The 16,283-nt window shown below is 64.0% G+C and carries 14 protein-coding genes and 1 tRNA gene; 8 read left to right on the top strand and 7 right to left on the bottom strand.

The features are described 5' to 3' along the window. Positions 1-266: 266 nt before the first annotated feature. The gene (locus AC07NV_RS16370; RefSeq protein ID WP_495167445.1) at positions 267-2,579 is read left to right on the top strand and encodes a hypothetical protein; all 2,313 of its coding nucleotides are present in this window, start codon (positions 267-269) and stop codon (positions 2,577-2,579) included. Between the two features lie 42 nt (positions 2,580-2,621). Here the strand turns inward: AC07NV_RS16370 and AC07NV_RS16365 are convergent, their stop codons facing one another. Beyond that, a complete protein-coding gene (locus AC07NV_RS16365; RefSeq protein WP_495167444.1) occupies positions 2,622-3,248 on the bottom strand; it encodes a TetR/AcrR family transcriptional regulator in 627 nt (208 codons plus the stop codon). 207 nt (positions 3,249-3,455) lie between these two features. Between AC07NV_RS16365 and AC07NV_RS16360 the strand changes: the two genes are divergently transcribed. Both AC07NV_RS16360 and AC07NV_RS16355 read left to right on the top strand, forming a co-directional pair. Then, positions 3,456-4,310, top strand: coding sequence for a metal-dependent hydrolase (locus tag AC07NV_RS16360; RefSeq protein WP_495167443.1), 855 nt, complete (start codon positions 3,456-3,458; stop codon positions 4,308-4,310). Next, positions 4,307-4,729, top strand: coding sequence for a DUF2147 domain-containing protein (locus AC07NV_RS16355; RefSeq protein ID WP_495167442.1), 423 nt, complete (start codon positions 4,307-4,309; stop codon positions 4,727-4,729). Before AC07NV_RS16360 ends, AC07NV_RS16355 begins: the two co-directional genes overlap by 4 nt. Positions 4,730-4,855: 126 nt before the next feature. On the opposite strand, the gene AC07NV_RS16350 is transcribed toward AC07NV_RS16355, so the two are convergent. Further along, positions 4,856-4,940 (bottom strand) — tRNA-Leu (locus tag AC07NV_RS16350). Positions 4,941-4,996: 56 nt separating this feature from the next. Continuing rightward, positions 4,997-6,451, bottom strand: a complete 1,455-nt coding sequence (locus tag AC07NV_RS16345; RefSeq protein ID WP_495167441.1) for a coniferyl aldehyde dehydrogenase — start codon at positions 6,449-6,451, stop codon at positions 4,997-4,999. 638 nt (positions 6,452-7,089) lie between these two features. On the opposite strand from AC07NV_RS16345, the gene AC07NV_RS16340 reads away from it, so the two are divergent. The 3 genes from AC07NV_RS16340 (at position 7,090) to AC07NV_RS16330 (ending at position 9,469) form a co-directional block, all read left to right on the top strand. Next, a complete protein-coding gene (locus AC07NV_RS16340; protein ID WP_495167440.1) occupies positions 7,090-8,277 on the top strand; it encodes an acetyl-CoA C-acyltransferase in 1,188 nt (395 codons plus the stop codon). A 199-nt stretch (positions 8,278-8,476) separates the two neighbouring features. Beyond that, positions 8,477-8,944: a hypothetical protein gene (locus AC07NV_RS16335; protein WP_495167439.1), complete on the top strand. Its 468-nt coding sequence runs from the start codon at positions 8,477-8,479 to the stop codon at positions 8,942-8,944. Between the two features lie 129 nt (positions 8,945-9,073). After that, a complete protein-coding gene (locus AC07NV_RS16330; protein WP_495167438.1) occupies positions 9,074-9,469 on the top strand; it encodes a hypothetical protein in 396 nt (131 codons plus the stop codon). 24 nt (positions 9,470-9,493) lie between these two features. Here AC07NV_RS16330 and AC07NV_RS16325 read toward each other — a convergent pair whose 3' ends face one another. Beyond that, positions 9,494-9,955, bottom strand: a complete 462-nt coding sequence (locus AC07NV_RS16325; RefSeq protein WP_495167437.1) for an SH3 domain-containing protein — start codon at positions 9,953-9,955, stop codon at positions 9,494-9,496. Positions 9,956-10,089: 134 nt separating this feature from the next. Here AC07NV_RS16325 and AC07NV_RS16320 point away from each other — a divergent pair, with 134 nt between their 5' ends. Beyond that, positions 10,090-11,088 carry a 2-hydroxyacid dehydrogenase gene (locus AC07NV_RS16320; protein ID WP_495167436.1) on the top strand — a complete coding sequence of 333 codons (999 nt, stop codon included), beginning with the start codon at positions 10,090-10,092 and terminating at the stop codon, positions 11,086-11,088. Between the two features lie 15 nt (positions 11,089-11,103). Here the strand turns inward: AC07NV_RS16320 and AC07NV_RS16315 are convergent, their stop codons facing one another. The 3 genes from AC07NV_RS16315 to AC07NV_RS16305 form a co-directional block, all read right to left on the bottom strand. Next, complete coding sequence (locus tag AC07NV_RS16315) at positions 11,104-12,507, bottom strand: NAD(P)H-dependent flavin oxidoreductase (RefSeq protein WP_495167435.1); 1,404 nt, start codon at positions 12,505-12,507, stop codon at positions 11,104-11,106. A 99-nt stretch (positions 12,508-12,606) separates the two neighbouring features. Beyond that, positions 12,607-13,776, bottom strand: coding sequence for a glycosyltransferase family 4 protein (locus AC07NV_RS16310; RefSeq protein ID WP_495167434.1), 1,170 nt, complete (start codon positions 13,774-13,776; stop codon positions 12,607-12,609). Beyond that, positions 13,749-14,642, bottom strand: coding sequence for an alpha/beta fold hydrolase (locus AC07NV_RS16305; protein ID WP_495167433.1), 894 nt, complete (start codon positions 14,640-14,642; stop codon positions 13,749-13,751). The genes AC07NV_RS16310 and AC07NV_RS16305 overlap by 28 nt, the downstream gene beginning before the upstream one ends. Before the next feature lie 169 nt (positions 14,643-14,811). Here AC07NV_RS16305 and astD point away from each other — a divergent pair, with 169 nt between their 5' ends. Further along, complete coding sequence (astD, locus tag AC07NV_RS16300; RefSeq protein ID WP_495167432.1) at positions 14,812-16,257, top strand: succinylglutamate-semialdehyde dehydrogenase; 1,446 nt, start codon at positions 14,812-14,814, stop codon at positions 16,255-16,257. Positions 16,258-16,283: the final 26 nt, after the last annotated feature.

The raw sequence follows: 16,283 nt of genomic DNA, 5'->3' as shown, positions 1-16,283 counted from the left end.
CGCGATTTTCGCGCGCCCATTTTTCCGTTGCGAAGGGTGAAGCGTTTAGTCGTGTCGGCCGTTCCGCACCGCCAAACCGAGAAAAGCGCGTGATGCGTCGAATATCTTCGAATGCATCCGTCCCCGCGATTGCACCATTTTACCGCCGCGCCAGCCCCGTTCGCGCCGCGACCTGCTTGATGACTGCCCTGACCAGTGCTGCAGCCGTCGGTCACGCTCAGGCGCAAATGGCAACGGTCGCGGATGGGAATGCTGGGGCTGCAACAATGCGGGAGCCGTCCCCCGATCCGCCACCTGCGCCCGCGCCGGACGACATCGTCGTGACCGCCAAGCGCTGGGGTCAGGCGGCTATCGTCGCCGAAACCGAATTAAACGCGGACGAAATTGCCGCTTATGGCGCGCGCAGCATCGGGGAATTAATCGGCAATATTGCCCCGCTGATTGACGGAAAAGGCGACGCTCCCGCGATTCTTGTCAACGGAAAGCGCATCGGAAGCCCTGCGGAAATCACGGACTATCCTCCCGAGGCATTGAACCGCGTCGCAATCTTGCCGCCCGAAGCCGCCGTGCTTTATGGCTATGCGTCGGGGCAGCGGGTGGTCAATCTCGAGCTCAAGCAAAAATACGCCAGCTGGGATACCGACGCCGGTGTGACCGTTCCGACCGCCGGCGGGCGCCGCACCGCGCAATTGGCGGTCGGCCGCACCGCAATCGACGGGGATGCACGCTGGAATGTGCAGGTCACGGCGTCGGACGACACGGCACTTCTCAAAAGCGCTCGCCGCTTGCCGGTGCGCGACGATGTGTTGGCGCTGCTGCCGACGCTCCCCGATGGCGATGGCGAAGAAATCGACCCGAACCGGTTTGAATCGGTGATCGGAGAAGCGCGATCGTGGAACCTGAACGCTGGGTTGAACAGGCCGCTTGGCGCCTTTTCGGGCGCGTTGGGCGTCAACGCTGCCTTGAGCCGCGGCTCGCAGCTGGTCGGCCTACCGATCGGCTCGATCATCCTGCCGCCGGACAGTCGCTGGGTGCCGGAGGGCGAGACGCCGGTCACCGTCAGCCGGTTGCTCGGCGACGGGGCGTTGCAGAGCGCACAGCGGTCCGCATCTTTCGGGGCATCCGCAACGCTTTCGGGGCCGATAGCGGGATGGCAGACCAGCCTCTCGGTCCTTTATACACACAGCCGCAGCAACAATGTCTATGATCGCGGCTATGATGTGAGCGCGGTGCAGCAGCGGGTCGATGCCGGTGACCCGAGCTTCGATCCTGACGGCCCCTGGCCCGCGACCCCACGCCTTTCGGACCGCAGCCGGTTTCGCAACGATATGTGGGGCGCGACCTTCAATGCGTCCCGATCGATCCTGGCGCTTCCCGCCGGACAGGTGAATACGAGCCTGACCGCCAATGCGAGCCGCAACCGGTCGCATTTCATAACCGAAACCGGCGGAGCCGTACAGCACGACCGGTCGGGCAGCGACCAACTCGAGGGGCGATGGTCCTTCTCCATCCCCGTGGCCAGTCGAGCGTTGGGCATCCTTGCGCCACTGGGCGACCTCGGGTTCGATCTGTCGGCGGAGGCTGGAACGGCGACCCGGACAAGGACGCGACACAAATGGAATGCCGCTATCCGCTGGGCCCCTTTTTCGTTTCTGGATTTGCGGGCGAACATCGGCCGCGAGAATGCCGAGCCGACTTTCTATCAACGTCACGGACCGCAGATCGAGGTCATCACCCGCCTGTTCGACTTTGTGCAGCAGGAATATGCCCAGCCAGTCAGGGTCTTCGGGGGAAATCCGGCGCTTGAAGGCGGTCGCATCCGGTCGCTGTCGATGAACGCGATGATACGGCCTTTTGCGGGCGATCTGGCGACGTTCACCATCGACTATCGCAAGCAGCTGGCCCTGGGCGCTGTCGCGCCCTTCCCGGCGCTCACCCCTGATGTCGAGGCGGCCTTTCCCGACCGGGTCACGCGCGATATGAGCGGGCGCCTCGTCGCCATCGATGAGCGCCCGGTCAATATTTCGCAGGACAGGACCGAGTCCATCGCGACCGGCTTGACGCTGCGCACCACCGAAAAGCCGAAAGCGTCGGCGAGCCTGCCGAACGAGTTCAGGCCGTGGACCTTCAGCCTGTCGGTCAACCATGGCTGGCAACTCAGAAGCGAAATGGAGATCCGGCCGGGCCTTCCGGTGCTCGACCGGTTGCGGGGCAGCGGCCAGTCCCGTCACAATGTTGCGCTCAACCTTGTCGCAGGCCGGCGCGGGCTGGGCACGACGCTGAATGGCAGCTGGAGCAGCGGCGCGGTCGTCCGGTCGGCGAGCGGCGGGACGGAATTCCGCTATGCGCCCTCGCTTTTGTTCAATCTCGGCCTGTTCGTCGAGCCCGGGCAGGAGGATGGCGATGCGGGGCAACGAAAATGGACAACCAATCTGAGGATTTCTCTCGACGTCCAGAATGTCCTGAACGGGTATCGGCGGGTGTCGGTATCCCATGGCGGCACCCCGCGCGGATATACGCGCGATGAGGTCGATCCTTTGGGCCGCACGGTCCGATTGAACGTCCGGAAGCAATTCTAGCGAACGCGCAGCACGCTGTCCGGGACGATGTGTTTTGCCGCGTCAGGGCATCGCCGGCGGGATGCCCGACGGGATCAGGAACAGCGGCAGGATGCGTGCGATCAGGTCGCGCATCGCATCATCCTTCTGGTCGAGCATGTCGCGCACATAGGGACCGATCACCGCGTCGCCGAACGCGCTCACCGCCATCATCAGCACGGCGGTGCGCACCCGGTCGGGCGCGGCTTCGTCTTTCGACTGGCCGACGATCGCTTCGACGAGCGAGCGCACCGCCTCGCGTACGGGTTCGAGATGCGCCACATCGCCCGACAGGATGATCCAGGCCGCAAGCGGCCCGGCGCCGCCCTTGTCGAAAGCGTCGAAGACGCGATCCGCCACGGCACGCGGCGCGGCGGCGTCGGTCTTGAGCAATTCGACCACATGATCGAGCGCGACGGTCAGGTCGTTGATCATCGATCCCATCAGCGCCGATTGGAGGCTTGCGGCCGATCCGAAATGATGAAGGACATTGGCGTGCGACATGCCGATCTCGTCGCCGATATTCGCCAGAGTCACCGCCCCGGGCCCGCCCTTGAGCAACAAAAGCCGCGCCGCCGCCAGACCTTCCTCGCGGACTTCGGGGCCCAACCGCTTGCGCCGTTTCACGCGCGGTGGTGCTTGATTGTGCATCGTCGTTGTTCCTTGCGGCCGTCCCACCCCACATGGGCCGTAATCCTTAGTGTCTTTAGCCCAAAGCGTGCACTTGTCACAATGCATCTGTGTGCGGGGGCCCGCGCGTCGCCGCGCCTTGGAGCGTCAGAAAAACATCGCTTGCACGATCATTCGCTATGTCATATATACATTGATGTTAATGTTATTTCAAGAAAGGGATGCGCGATGTCATCGACCTACACGCCCCGCGATCTTCAGATCGAGAAGCGCGATATGAAATTCGGGCGCGAGATAGCGCCGGCGCGCTGGTGGCACAGCGGCGACCCCGGCCGCACGGCCTTCTTCAACGCGTTGTCGTCGACCTTTCCGGTGGGCGAGAAATTCTTCATGACTGCGGTGCGCCATTACCGTGACGGGGCGCCCGAACCGCTGCGCAGCCAGATCGACGATTTTCTCTATCAGGAATCGATGCATTCGCGCGAACATGTGGTGTTCAATCGCCAGGCCGAGGATGTCGGATACGACATCGCACCGCTCGAGGATCGGGCGCGCCGCACCATTGCATGGGTCAAGCGCCGTTCGCCGCTCCAGCAACTCGCCGCCACCTGTGCGCTCGAACATTTCACCGCGACGCTCGCGCATGACGCGCTCGCCGATCCACGGCATCTGGGCGGTGCGTCCGCCGAGGCGAAGCGATTGTGGCAATGGCATGCGATGGAGGAAATCGAGCATAAGGCGGTGGCGTTCGACACCTATCTGCACGCGACGCGCGACATGACGGCGTTTCGACGTTGGCTGAAACGCAGCCTTGTCATGTGCGTGACGACGATGCGGTTCCATTATGTGATCTTCCGCAACACCGCCGACCTGCTGCGCCAGGACGGACGCAATGATTTCACGACCTGGCGGAAGCTCCTCGCCTATCTTTACGGCCGGCCGGGTACGATGCGCCTCCTGTTGCTCGGCGTGTTCACTTATATGCGCCCCGGCTTCCATCCCTGGCAGATCGACGACCGCGCGCTGCTGGTCGAGGCGCTCACGGCGCTTGAAGCCGGTGAACCGAAAAGGAATGCGGCATGAAGAAACTGGCTCTCCCTATGGCCGCGCTCGGACTGTTCACAGCACCAGCATCCGCATCGGCCGCCGATATCACCGGCATCTGGGCGACAGGCAGCGAAGGCGGACGCGTCGAAATCTATCGCTGTGGCACGGCGCTCTGCGGCAGGGTGGTCGACGCGGCGCGATTGCGCGGCAATCCCGATCTGCGCGACGTGCGCAATTCGGACGCGAGGCAGCGCGGGCGGCGGATCAAGGGGTTGGTGGTGTTGCGCGGTTTCACCGGCGGTCCCGCCGCGTGGAAGGGGGGGCCGGTCTATGACCCCGAAACCGGCGACGGCGCGTCGCGCGGCTATCTGACGCTGCTCGCGAACGGCAAGCTCGAACTCAAGGGCTGCGTAGCCTTCATCTGTCGCACGAAAATTTGGACGAAAACCAGCTAGCGCCAAGACCTTGATTCGGTCGGTGATCGACGTCGGACCGACGCGGATCTTATCGGACGACAACAGCAAAAACGACCAGGAAATTACTCTATTCTCAGACGGTTATGGACCATCTTGGATAGGTATTGGTGCCCCTGGCCGGACTCGAACCAGCACTCCTTGCGGAACCGCATTTTGAGTGCGGCGCGTCTACCAATTTCACCACAGGGGCATACGCCGTAGCCGGCGCGGCGCTTCCCCTAGGGCGAAGCGCCATATTTTGCCAAGCTATTTCTTGAGCTCCTTCGCCAGCGTCTTGGCGGTTGCCTTGCCATAGGGCGGTTTGAAACCCGCCAGACCCGCGACATCGAGCTTCGGCTGGCGGTACACCGCGCGTGCGTGGCTGAAGGTGCGAAACCCGTCGACCCCGTGATAATTGCCCATGCCCGACGGACCGACCCCGCCGAACGGCAGATCCTCCATCGCATTGTGGAAGAGGACGTCGTTGACCGTGACGCCGCCCGAGATCGTCCGCGTCAGCACGCGATCCTCCTCGCTCTTGTCCTGCCCGAAATAGTAAAGGCCGAGCGGCCGGTCGTTGGCGTTCACATAATCGATCGCGTCGTCGATCGTCTTGTACGTCTTGACCGGCAGGATCGGGCCGAAGATTTCCTCCTGCATCACCTTCATATCGTCGGTCGGATTGCGCACGATATGGAGCGGCATTTTGTGGCCGTTCGAACTCGCGAAATCCTCACCGCCCGGATTCACCTCGATCACCTCGGCGCCCTTCTCGCGCGCATCGGCGAGATAGCTCTGCAGCCGGTCATAATTGCGCGTGTTCACGACCGACGTGTAATCGTCGTTCGCAAGCAAGGTCGGATAGAGCGCGGTCGCGCCCTTGGTGACGCTGTCGATCACCGCGCCTTCCTGATCCTCGGCGACAAGCAGATAATCGGGGGCGAGGCATATCTGCCCTGCGTTCATCATCTTGCCGAGCGCGACGCGCTGGCCGACCAGATCCTTGTTCGCACTGCGCCCGATAAAGGTCGGCGACTTGCCGCCAAGCTCAAGCGTCACCGGCACCAGATTGTCCGCCGCCGCGCGCATGATGTGGCGCCCAACGCTCGTCGCGCCGGTGAAGATCATATGATCGAAGGCAAGTTTCGAGAACGCCACGCCCACGTCGGCATTGCCGGTGAACACCGCCATTTCGCTCTCGTCGAAATAGTCGGGAACGAGCCGCGCCATCAGCGCCGACACATGTTCGGTGAACTCGCTCGGCTTGATCATCGCGCGATTGCCCGCCGCCAGAACGCCCGCCATCGGTACAAAGACCATGCCGACCGGGAAGTTCCACGGCGCGACGATACCGACGACGCCCTTCGGCTGGAACACGACCTCAGCCTTAGCTCCAAGCAGCCCGAGCGGGAAAGTCGGCTTGCGCTTCTCGCCCTTCGCCCAGCTCGCCAGATGCTTTTTCGCATGTTTGAGCGCGCTGACGGAAGGCATGATGTCGGTCATCAGCGTCTGGTCGCGGCTGCGATGGCCGAAATCCTCGCTCACCGCCTTGGCAAAATCTTCGGCATTGTCGACGAGCAGCGCGATCGCGCGGTCGATGCGGTCGGTGCGTACGGCAAGGGTTTCGGGCATCGCCGCTGTAAAGCTAGCCTTTTGCGCGGCGAGCACTTCGTGCATGCGCGCCGTTTCGTCGGCAATATCCTTCGTAATCGCGGTGGCCATGACCCGTCCCCTTTTTGAATTTGCGCGAGTTCACCATGCCCGGCAGCCGGTTGCAAGTTGAAACCTGCGTAGGCGGCGCGATCCAGGAGCCACGGCTCGGTCCCGACGGCGAGGCATCAGAACCGTGAGGGAACGCGGACGGTCTGGAAACGACCGAAAGCGGCCACATTTTCTCCCTTTGTCATGCCCGTGAAAGCGGGAACCCAAGGATGGGCCAGCCGGCAGACGCTCTGGGTCCCCGCTTTCGCGGGGATGACGAAGTAAGGAAGGGACAGCGTCCGCTCCTCACCCCTCTCTGGTCCTTCGTCGCATTACGGTTCCCCAAACGGCCTCCCGGAAAAACCGCTTTCCTACAATATCCCGCTATGCTTCAAGCTTGTAGATGGATAGCATCCTTCCCGTCCCGGCACGCAATCCGCCCACCCGCCATCGCGCGCGGCAGTCCAGCGCGGGATCGCCATTGGGCTGAACTTCACTGAACTTTGAAACCGGCTAACATCGCGTTGATCCGCGCCTTCGCGCCGGGGAATGGTTGCAAGGCGAGGCGCGCTTCCCATCTTGCTTCATGCCCCTTTCGCAGTTGCAGCAATTCCGCTAATCGGGCCGCCGACCAACTTTCCCCTACGGAGTCTTGTCCCATGACCGCTACCGATCCCGTCGTCTTCCTCTCCTACGCTCGCACCCCGATGGGCAGCATGCAGGGCAGCCTGTCGGACGCGAGCGCGACCGATCTCGGCGCCACCGCGGTGAAGGCGGCGGTCGAGCGCGCAGGCGTGTCGGGCGACGATATCGAGCGCATCTATATGGGCTGCGTGCTTCCCGCCGGGCTCGGCCAGGCGCCGGCGCGTCAGGCGGCGATCAAGGCCGGCCTGCCCAAGTCGGTGCAGGCGACCACGGTGAACAAAGTGTGCGGTTCGGGCATGCAGACCGTAATCATGGGCGCCGAAGCGCTCGCCGCGGGCAGCGTCGACCTGATCGTCGCGGGCGGCATGGAATCGATGACCAACGCGCCCTATCTGCTCAAAAAGCATCGTTCGGGCGCCCGCATCGGCCACGACACCGCCTATGACCATATGTTCCTCGACGGTCTCGAAGATGCCTATGAAGCGGGCCGCGCGATGGGCACCTTCGCGCAGGACACTGCCGACGCATACCAGCTCTCGCGTCAGGCACAGGATGATTATTCGATCGAATCGCTGAGCCGCGCCAAGGCCGCGATCGCCGATGGCGCCTTCGCCAATGAAATTGCGCCCGTGACCATTTCGGGCCGCAAGGGCGACGTGATCGTCGACACCGACGAAGCCCCCGGCAAGGGCATGCCCGACAAGATCCCGACACTGAAGCCTGCTTTCGCCAAGGACGGCACGATCACCGCCGCGACCAGTTCGTCGATTTCGGACGGCGCCGCCGCGGTCGTGCTGACACGCCAGTCGGTTGCCGATGCGAAGGGCGCAAAGCCCGTTGCCCGCCTCGTCGCACACGCCGCGCACGCACAGGAACCCAAGGATTTCACTGTCGCCCCGGTTGGCGCGATCAACAAATTGCTCGCCAAGACCGGTTGGGCGATCGGCGACGTCGACCTGTTCGAAGTCAATGAAGCCTTTGCCTGCGTCGCGATGTTCGCGATGCACGACCTCGGCATCCCGCACGACAAGATCAACGTCCACGGCGGTGCCACCGCGCTGGGCCACCCGATCGGCGCCAGCGGCACCCGCATCATCACAACGCTGATCGCGGCGCTGCAGCGCCACGGCAAGACGCGTGGTATCGCCAGCCTCTGCATCGGCGGCGGCGAAGCGACCGCGGTGGCGGTCGAACTCGTCTGATACGATAAATCGGAAAAGTTGCACGGCGCCGTCGCAGGACGGCGCCGTTTTGTCGTTTTGGCCGCGACAAATTGCGACACTAATGTCCTGAAAATAAACGGAGCATTCCGGCTCCGTTCAATTCGAATCGCCTATTCCATCCTTGTCATCGGGCAAATCCCCTCCCCCTGACCGATTGAAATTGAAAAGGAATGGCACAATGAAGAGCAAATTTCTCACCGCCGGCCTGATCGCCGCGATGATGGTCCCTGCCATGGCGCAGGCGCAGACCCGCGAGATTCGCAACGACCGCAAGGAACTGCGCGAAGAACAGCGCGATCTGCGCAATGCCCAGCATCGCGGTGATCGCGGCGATATCCGCGATGCCCGCCACGATGTGCGCGATGCGCGTCAGGATCTGCGCGAGAGCCAGCGCGACTGGCGCCGCGACACGCGCTACCAGAATTATCGCGCGCCGTTCAAATATCAGCAGTTCCGAGTTGGTTCGACCCTTCGCTCGAACTATTACGCCCCGAGCTATCGTCCGACCTGGGACAGCCGTTGGGGTGTGCCGCGCGCGGGCCGCAACCTGACCTATGTGCGTCACTACAACGACCTGCTGCTCGTCAACGAACGCAATGGCAAGGTCGTGAAAATCTATCGCAACCACTTCAACTGGCGCCGCTAAACGACAGATATCCTTTCGTTTCAAAGAGGGTCGATGGGCAACCATCGGCCCGTTTTCGGTACGGCGATTATCGTTGCCGCGCCCGCGCGAAAGGCATAGCCTTCGGGTTCCTGACGGGGAGAAACGGACATGAAAAAGCTGGTTCTGCTTGCCGCGCTCACCGCGCTGTCGGCCTGTTCGCAAAAGGCTGAAGAGAAAAAGGAAGTTGCTGCCGCGCCGACCGCCGAGGCGACGCCGGCCCCCGCCGCCGACTCGGGGACGCCGCCAGGCACTTATGACGTCAAAATGGCCGATGGCACGATGGCCGTCACGACGATCAACGCCGACGGCACCTATGTCGACACCGACGCCAAGGGCAAAGCGATCAAGGGCCAATATGCGACCCATGACGGCAAGGATTGCTTCGATCCCGAAGGCGACGAAATGGGCATGTGCTGGGCGGTAACGAAACCCGAAGCCGATGGCAGCTTTACCGCAACCGCCGACGACGGCACGGTCGTAACGGTCACGCCGAAGAAGAAATAATCACGCGCCCGGATCCGGGGCGGATCAATCGCCCCAGATATGGCCGGTCTGGATCCAGCCCTTGCGGCCGTTCACGTCGAACAGGCACCAACCGTCCTTGCAGTCGGTAATGCGGCCGACGACGCCGGGTTCGGCGCGATAGGCGACCCCTGCCGACGCGCTCGCCGCTTCGCGCAACGGGCGAATTTCATCCGTGACGATCGCGGTGCGCGTCCGGCTGAGCAGCCGCGCCGCCATCCAGCCTTGCGTCCCGTCGGGATCCTCTATCTTGCGCCAGGTCTCGAACCGCGCGATCACCTTCACCGGCAGATCCTTGCGCCGATATTCCCAGATCACCGGGACGTCGGGCGACGGCCCCTTGCGCATCCGCGCCTCGTCAACGCTGATCGACGCCCAATAGGGCAATTGCGGGTCGGATTGTGCCGATGCCGGTCCCACGACGGTCATCAGTGCGGCGACTAGTAATATATGGCGGCTGGTCATCATTCTGCCTTGTCAAACTCGGGTCGGCAATTCAACCGCTCGCCGCGCAAAAGGCTGCGTTCATCCCCAGTCTTTTCGCAGTTGTTTTAGCGCCCATGCTCTTGACCACCGTGCCGCGGCGCGCTCTATCGGCGGCCATGCCCGATTCATCCCGTCCAAAACGCCCGCGCGTTATCGTCACCCGCCAACTGATGCCGCATGTCGAGGGCCGCATGGCTGAATTGTTCGACGTCGCACTGTCGGCACATGACGCCGCCTATACGGTCGACGAACTGAAAGCCGCCGTCGCCGACTGCGACGTGCTTGTCCCCACCGTGACCGACCGCATCGATGCCGATGTTCTGGCCGCCGCCGGCGACCGGCTGAAGCTGATCGCCAATTTCGGCGCCGGGGTCGATCATATCGATTTGGCCGCGGCGCGCGCGAAAGGCATCATGGTGTCGAACACGCCGGGCGTGTTCACCGAAGACACCGCCGACATGACGATGGCGCTGATCCTCAGCGTGCCGCGTCGCCTTGCCGAAGGCGAGAAGCTGATGCGGTCGGGCCAATGGGCCGGCTGGGCGCCCAGCGCGATGCTCGGCCATCGCGTCGGCGGCAAATTGCTCGGCATCATCGGAATGGGCCGTATCGGGCTGGCGGTCGCACGCCGCGCCCGCGCGTTCGGCCTGTCGATTCACTATCATAACCGCAGGCGTCTGCCCGAGGCGATCGAGGAAGAGTTGGGTGCCAGCTATCACGCCAGCGTCGACACCTTGCTGCGGATCAGCGACATCGTGACGCTCCACTGCCCACACACCAGCGAGACGCACGAGATGGTCAACGCCGCACGGATCGGCGCGATGAAGCCGACCGCCTATCTGATCAACACCGCGCGCGGCGAGATCGTCGACGAAAAGGCGCTGGTCGCGGCGCTCCAGACCGGCCGCATCGCGGGCGCCGGGCTCGACGTCTATACCCACGAGCCTGCGGTCGATCCGGCGTTGCTCGCGCTCGACAATGTCGTGCTGCTCCCGCACCTCGGCTCGGCGACGATCGAGGGGCGCGAAGCCTCGGGCGAAAAGGTCATCGCGAACATCCGCGCCTGGTGCGACGGGCATCGCCCGGCCGATCAGGTTCTGGAGGGGTGGGCGTAGCTCCACCCCTGCCAATCAATCCCCCGTCAAAATCCGGTCCACCAACTCCTTCACCGTCGGGGTGAAGTTGTTCGAGTAGAAGGGATCGGTCTTGAAATTGAATGCGGCGTGGCCCGCAAACATCAGATTTTTCTCGGGATCCCCGCCGTGCGCGATGTCCTGCAATGTCTTCTGGATGCAGAAGCTGCGCGGGTCGGCAAGGTAGCCGGTGGTGTAGTCGTCATGGTCCTTCCACGACGAGAAACCGCAATGCGACAGACAGCCCATGCAATCGGTTTGGTCCTTGCGGATCACCGCCTTGTCCGCTTCGGTGACGAAGACGACCGTGTTGTCGGGCGTTTTCAGCGCCTCGGTATAGCCTTCGGCCGCCCAGTCGCGCGCTCTGGCCCGGTCATGCGGAGTGACCCAGAAATTCTTGCCCTTCACCCCGACGTCGAGCTGGACGATATGATCGCCGGCTTCCTGCTTCGAATAGGGAATCTGACGCTCCGAGCGCGCTTCCAGGTCGCGCAGGAAGGGTGTGCGCACCGCGCTGGAATAAAAACCCGTCGGCGAGAAGCGGTGCAAAAGCACGTCGCCATCGTCGAGCGTACGGAGCCGGTCTTTCCACGCCTGCGGAATCGGGCTTTCTTCGGTCAGCAGCGGCCGCGTGCCATATTGGAAGACGATCTGGCCGAGTTCGGGATTGTCGATCCAGTTTTCCCAATCGCGCAGATACCAGACGCCGCCCGCCATCACGATCGGCACGCTGTCGGCAATTCCTTCGGCGCGCATCGTTTCGCGCACCGCGGCGACGCGCGGATAGGGATCCTGCGGCACCAGCGGATCTTCGGCATTCGACAGGCCGTTGTGCCCTCCGGCGAGCCAGGGATCCTCGTAAACCACCGCGCCCAAAAGATGCGGGACCTTGTGATAAGCGCGCTTCCACAGCGCACGAAAAGCCCGCGCCGAGCTGATGATCGGCAGATACATGACATTGTGCCGCTCGGCGATTTCGCTGAGCTTGTACGGCATCCCCGCGCCGCAGGTGACCCCGGCGATCATGCCCTTGGTGCGTGCGAGCACGCCTTCGAGGATCTGCTGGGCGCCGCCCATTTCCCACAGGACGTTGATGTTGATCGCCCCCTTGCCGCCCGACACCTCATAGGCGCGTTCGACCTGTGCCACCGCGCCGTCGATGCCGTACTGGATCAGCTCTTCGTGGCGTTCCTTGCGCGTCAGCGCGTGATAGATCTGCGGGACGATCTTGCCCTCGGCGTCGTAGCTGTCGGCGTTGACCGCCGACACGGTGCCAATCCCGCCTGCGGCAGCCCACGCGCCGCTCGACATATGGTTGGTTGCCGACACGCCTTTGCCGCCCTCGACCAGCGGCCAGACTTCGCGTCCGCCGTAAAGGATGGGCTTCAAACCTTTGAACATTCTAAATCTCTTTCTCTCCACCGGTCGCGTCCCGCAAACCGGCCCCCTGTGCCGTTTCCGTAAGCGGAACACGGCCATGAAAGTCAATGGGCGCGGCGCCTAGTTCGCCGAGAACAGCCGCCGTCCCGCAAGCATCCGAGCATAGAGATTTTCATAAGCGGCGACCATGGTAGATTCGTCGAAGCGTTCGGCGGCGCCGCGCCGGTTGGCGGCGCCAATATGCGCCCGCTGATCGGCGTCGTCTGCGAGTTCGGCCAGGGCGCCGCGAAAAACCGCCTCGTCGGCAGCGATGAAACGGTGGTTTTCTGTCGAGACCATCGCTGCGACGTCGCCGACATCGGGACTGACCACCGGCAACCCCGCCGCCATCGCCTCGATCACCGCGATCGGCGCCTGTTCGCTCCGCGACGACAACGCGAGCAGGTCGAAATGACCGATCCAGCGCGCCGGCTCGGCCATGAAGCCCGGCATCACCAACCGGTCGGCTAGGCCGCACGCCGCCGCCTCGGCCGCGATGGCGCCGCGCTCGGGCCCCTCGCCAACGATCGCCAGCCGGACATTCTTCGGCAGCGTGGCGACCGCACGGACGAGGCGCAGCAGGTCCTTGACCTTGCGCAGCCCTGCGACGGTGCCGATCACCACCTCGCCTTCGCGCCGTTCCAGGCCCGGAATTTCCATCGACGGCCCTGCGGCATAAGCTGCGACATCGATGCCGTTGCGGATCAGCGTCGTCCGCCGGGCCGCGCCCCACTCATCGGCCGCGATCCGCTCGAGCAAGGTCGAGGGCACTACGAGCGCCTCGGCGGTTGGCAGCGCGAGCCGGCGAAAGCCGTTTCGCTTCCAGTTGCGCCGGACGCTTTCGTCCTCGTTGAACCCGTCCTCGTGATGGATCAGCGGCGGAAGGGCGCGGAAGGGCGCAAAGATACGACGCGCCATCACCCCGTCCATCGATCCCCAATTATAGCTCAGCACCAGATCGAACTGCTGCATATAGCGCGCAAGATCGCGGTAGCGGGCGGGTCCCGGCTTTCCATACAGCGGCGGCGCATCGGCAGGAAACGCGACATCGATACGCGAATCGATCGCATCGCGCGCGCCCAGGGCCCCGGGCACCGCCGACAGGATGGTGTGGCGCGCGCGCGCTCCCATCAAATTCATCAGGCGCACGGCGCGCGCTTCCTTCCCGCCCAGCGAGAAGCTCGAATGGAGATGCAGCAGGCGCGCGGGACCGTTCGCCTCGGTCACGCGGCGGGCAGTTCCGCTGCCCATGCGTCGATCGCGGCGCGGGCCTCGGGCTCGTCCATCGTCGGCGCATGGCCGACCCCCGGCACCTCGACCAGCCGCGCCTTCGGCAATCCGGCGACCATCTTTGCGGCCGCCGACCGCGCGAGGATGTCCGAAAGCTCGCCACGCAGGATCAGCAGCGGGATATCGCCAAGCGCACGATATACGGGCCACAAATCGACGCCCGCATCGGCACCGCCGGGCACGCGCAAAGGCGCCGCAATCTGCTTGTCATAATCGGTGACGACACGCCCCTCGGCGGTCAGCCGGTGCGTCCGCTTGGTGAGCCGCAGCCAGTCGTGGATTTCATAGCCCGGATAGATCGCGCCGTTGAGTTCGGCAAAAGCGCGCGCGGCGTGCATCCACGTCGGCTGGCTGCCGCCCGTGCCGATATAGTCGCGGATTCGCGCAAGGCCCGCAGTCTCGAGTTCGGGCCCGACGTCATTGAGCACCGCACCGACGAGCCGCCCCGGCAGCGCCGCCGCCATCAACATCGCAACCAGCCCGCCCAGCGACGTGCCGATGACCGCAAAGCGTGCAATCTCCAACTCGTCGAGCATGGCCACGACATCCTGCACATAGGTCAGTGGGACATAGGTCATCGGGTCCTTGGCATAGGCACTCTCGCCCCGGCCGCGAAACTCGATCACGATCGTCTTGCGATGACACGCGACCTGCGGCGCCAGCGCCTCGAAATCGCGGGCGTTGCGGGCAAGGCCGGGCATGCACAGGATCGGCAACGCATTTCCGACCCCTTCGGGACCGGCATAGATACGCGCATGCAGCCGGACACCCTCGGACGACCACCAATAATGGTCCGACCAGTCGCGGCGGCTGTCCTGCTTGGCCAATATGGCACGTCCCCTTCGCTCGTGTCCCGGGGCCTGTGCCCCGGCACGTCCCGGCACGCGGGACTCGTCCGCGTCTATCGCCAACCCTGCCGCAGGGCGCAAGCAATCCGTCACGCCCGCCCGCCACAGGTTGCCGCCGCCCGCTTTCGCCGATAAGACCCGGGCGACCATGAGCGAGCCCCTGATTTCCTTCGAACCCGCAACCGGCGAAGAGCTCTGGCGCGGTCCGGTCAGCAATATCGACGACGAAGTCGAAATCGCCCGCCGTGCCTGGCCCGAATGGGCCGCCAAGCCCGTCACCTTCCGCACCGAGACGCTCCGCCGCTTCGTGGACCGGGTGAAGGCAGAGGGTGAGGCATTCGCCGACCTGATCGCTCGCGAAACCGGAAAACCGCTGTGGGAAGCGCGCACCGAGGTCGAATCGGTGTGCAACAAGGTCAATATTTCGGTCACAGCTTATGCCGAACGCACGCCCAACCGGCGCATCGAAGGCGCGATGGGGCTGCGCAATGCGGTCCGCCACAAGCCGCATGGCGCGCTCGCGGTGCTTGGCCCGTATAATTTCCCCGCGCACCTGCCCAACGGGCATATCGTCCCGGCGCTGATCGCGGGCAATTCGGTGCTCTTCAAACCCTCCGAAAAAACCCCGGCGGTCGGCGCCAAGCTGGTCGAGCTGTTCCACAGCGCCGGCGTTCCGCAAGAGGTACTCCGCCTCGTCATCGGCGGCCCCGACACGGGCAAGGCGCTCGCCGGCCACGAAGGCATCGACGGACTGCTGTTCACCGGTTCGGCACGCACCGGCCTCGCGCTCAACCGCCAGTTTGCGGGCCAGCCGGGCAAGATGCTCGCGCTCGAGATGGGCGGGAACAACCCGATCGTCGTATGGGACACCGCCGACATTCGCACCGCGGCCGTCATCGTGGTCCAGTCGGCGTTCCTCAGCGCCGGACAGAGGTGTAGCAATGCGCGGCGCTTGATCGTCCGCGACAGCCTCGCCGACCGGCTGATGGAGGAAGTGCGCGACCTGACAAACCGGTTGATCGTCGACCATCCGCACGCCGAACCCGCACCCTATATGGGCCCGGTGATCGATAATGAGTCGGCCGACGGATTGACCGAAAGCTTCCTGATCCTGATGTCGAACGGCGGCAAAGTGATCCGCCACATGACGCGCCCCGTCGCGGGCCGCCCCTTCCTCACGCCCGGCATCATCGATGTGACGGCGATGCCTGAACGTCCCGATATCGAGCTGTTCGGCCCGCTGCTCCAGGTCGTCCGCGTCGACAGCTTCGAAGCTGCGATTGCCGAGGCAAACAACACCGCTTTCGGCCTTTCGGCCGCGCTGATCGGCGGCACACCCCAGCTATACGACCAGTTCTGGGCGAATGCGCGCGCGGGGGTGATCAACTGGAACCGGCCGACGAATGGCGCCTCGTCCGCCGCGCCCTTTGGCGGCATCGGCCTGTCGGGCAATCACCGGCCGAGCGCCTTCTATGCTGCCGACTATTGCGCCTATCCGGTGGCGTCTGCCGAAAGCGATGCGATGCGCGCCTCGATCGGCGTTGGCCTGCGCGATCCTGAGGGCTCGCAGTTGGTGACCAAGAACTACCTCTAGATCATCCCAATTTTACCTTCACTGGT

The sequence above is a fragment of the Sphingopyxis sp. GW821-FHT10B01 genome (assembly GCF_059415685.1).
The sequence above is the reverse complement of the archived record's forward strand: the minus strand, read 5'-3'. Positions and strand labels throughout refer to the sequence as shown.

Coding starts and splice junctions, on each gene's coding strand:
- AC07NV_RS16370 (WP_495167445.1), top strand. CDS start 267: ATGCGGGAGCCGTCCCCCGATCCGCCACCTGCGCCCGCGCCGGACGAC.
- AC07NV_RS16365 (WP_495167444.1), bottom strand. CDS start 3,248: ATGCACAATCAAGCACCACCGCGCGTGAAACGGCGCAAGCGGTTGGGC.
- AC07NV_RS16360 (WP_495167443.1), top strand. CDS start 3,456: ATGTCATCGACCTACACGCCCCGCGATCTTCAGATCGAGAAGCGCGAT.
- AC07NV_RS16355 (WP_495167442.1), top strand. CDS start 4,307: ATGAAGAAACTGGCTCTCCCTATGGCCGCGCTCGGACTGTTCACAGCA.
- AC07NV_RS16345 (WP_495167441.1), bottom strand. CDS start 6,451: ATGGCCACCGCGATTACGAAGGATATTGCCGACGAAACGGCGCGCATG.
- AC07NV_RS16340 (WP_495167440.1), top strand. CDS start 7,090: ATGACCGCTACCGATCCCGTCGTCTTCCTCTCCTACGCTCGCACCCCG.
- AC07NV_RS16335 (WP_495167439.1), top strand. CDS start 8,477: ATGAAGAGCAAATTTCTCACCGCCGGCCTGATCGCCGCGATGATGGTC.
- AC07NV_RS16330 (WP_495167438.1), top strand. CDS start 9,074: ATGAAAAAGCTGGTTCTGCTTGCCGCGCTCACCGCGCTGTCGGCCTGT.
- AC07NV_RS16325 (WP_495167437.1), bottom strand. CDS start 9,955: ATGATGACCAGCCGCCATATATTACTAGTCGCCGCACTGATGACCGTC.
- AC07NV_RS16320 (WP_495167436.1), top strand. CDS start 10,090: ATGCCCGATTCATCCCGTCCAAAACGCCCGCGCGTTATCGTCACCCGC.
- AC07NV_RS16315 (WP_495167435.1), bottom strand. CDS start 12,507: ATGTTCAAAGGTTTGAAGCCCATCCTTTACGGCGGACGCGAAGTCTGG.
- AC07NV_RS16310 (WP_495167434.1), bottom strand. CDS start 13,776: ATGGGCAGCGGAACTGCCCGCCGCGTGACCGAGGCGAACGGTCCCGCG.
- astD (WP_495167432.1), top strand. CDS start 14,812: ATGAGCGAGCCCCTGATTTCCTTCGAACCCGCAACCGGCGAAGAGCTC.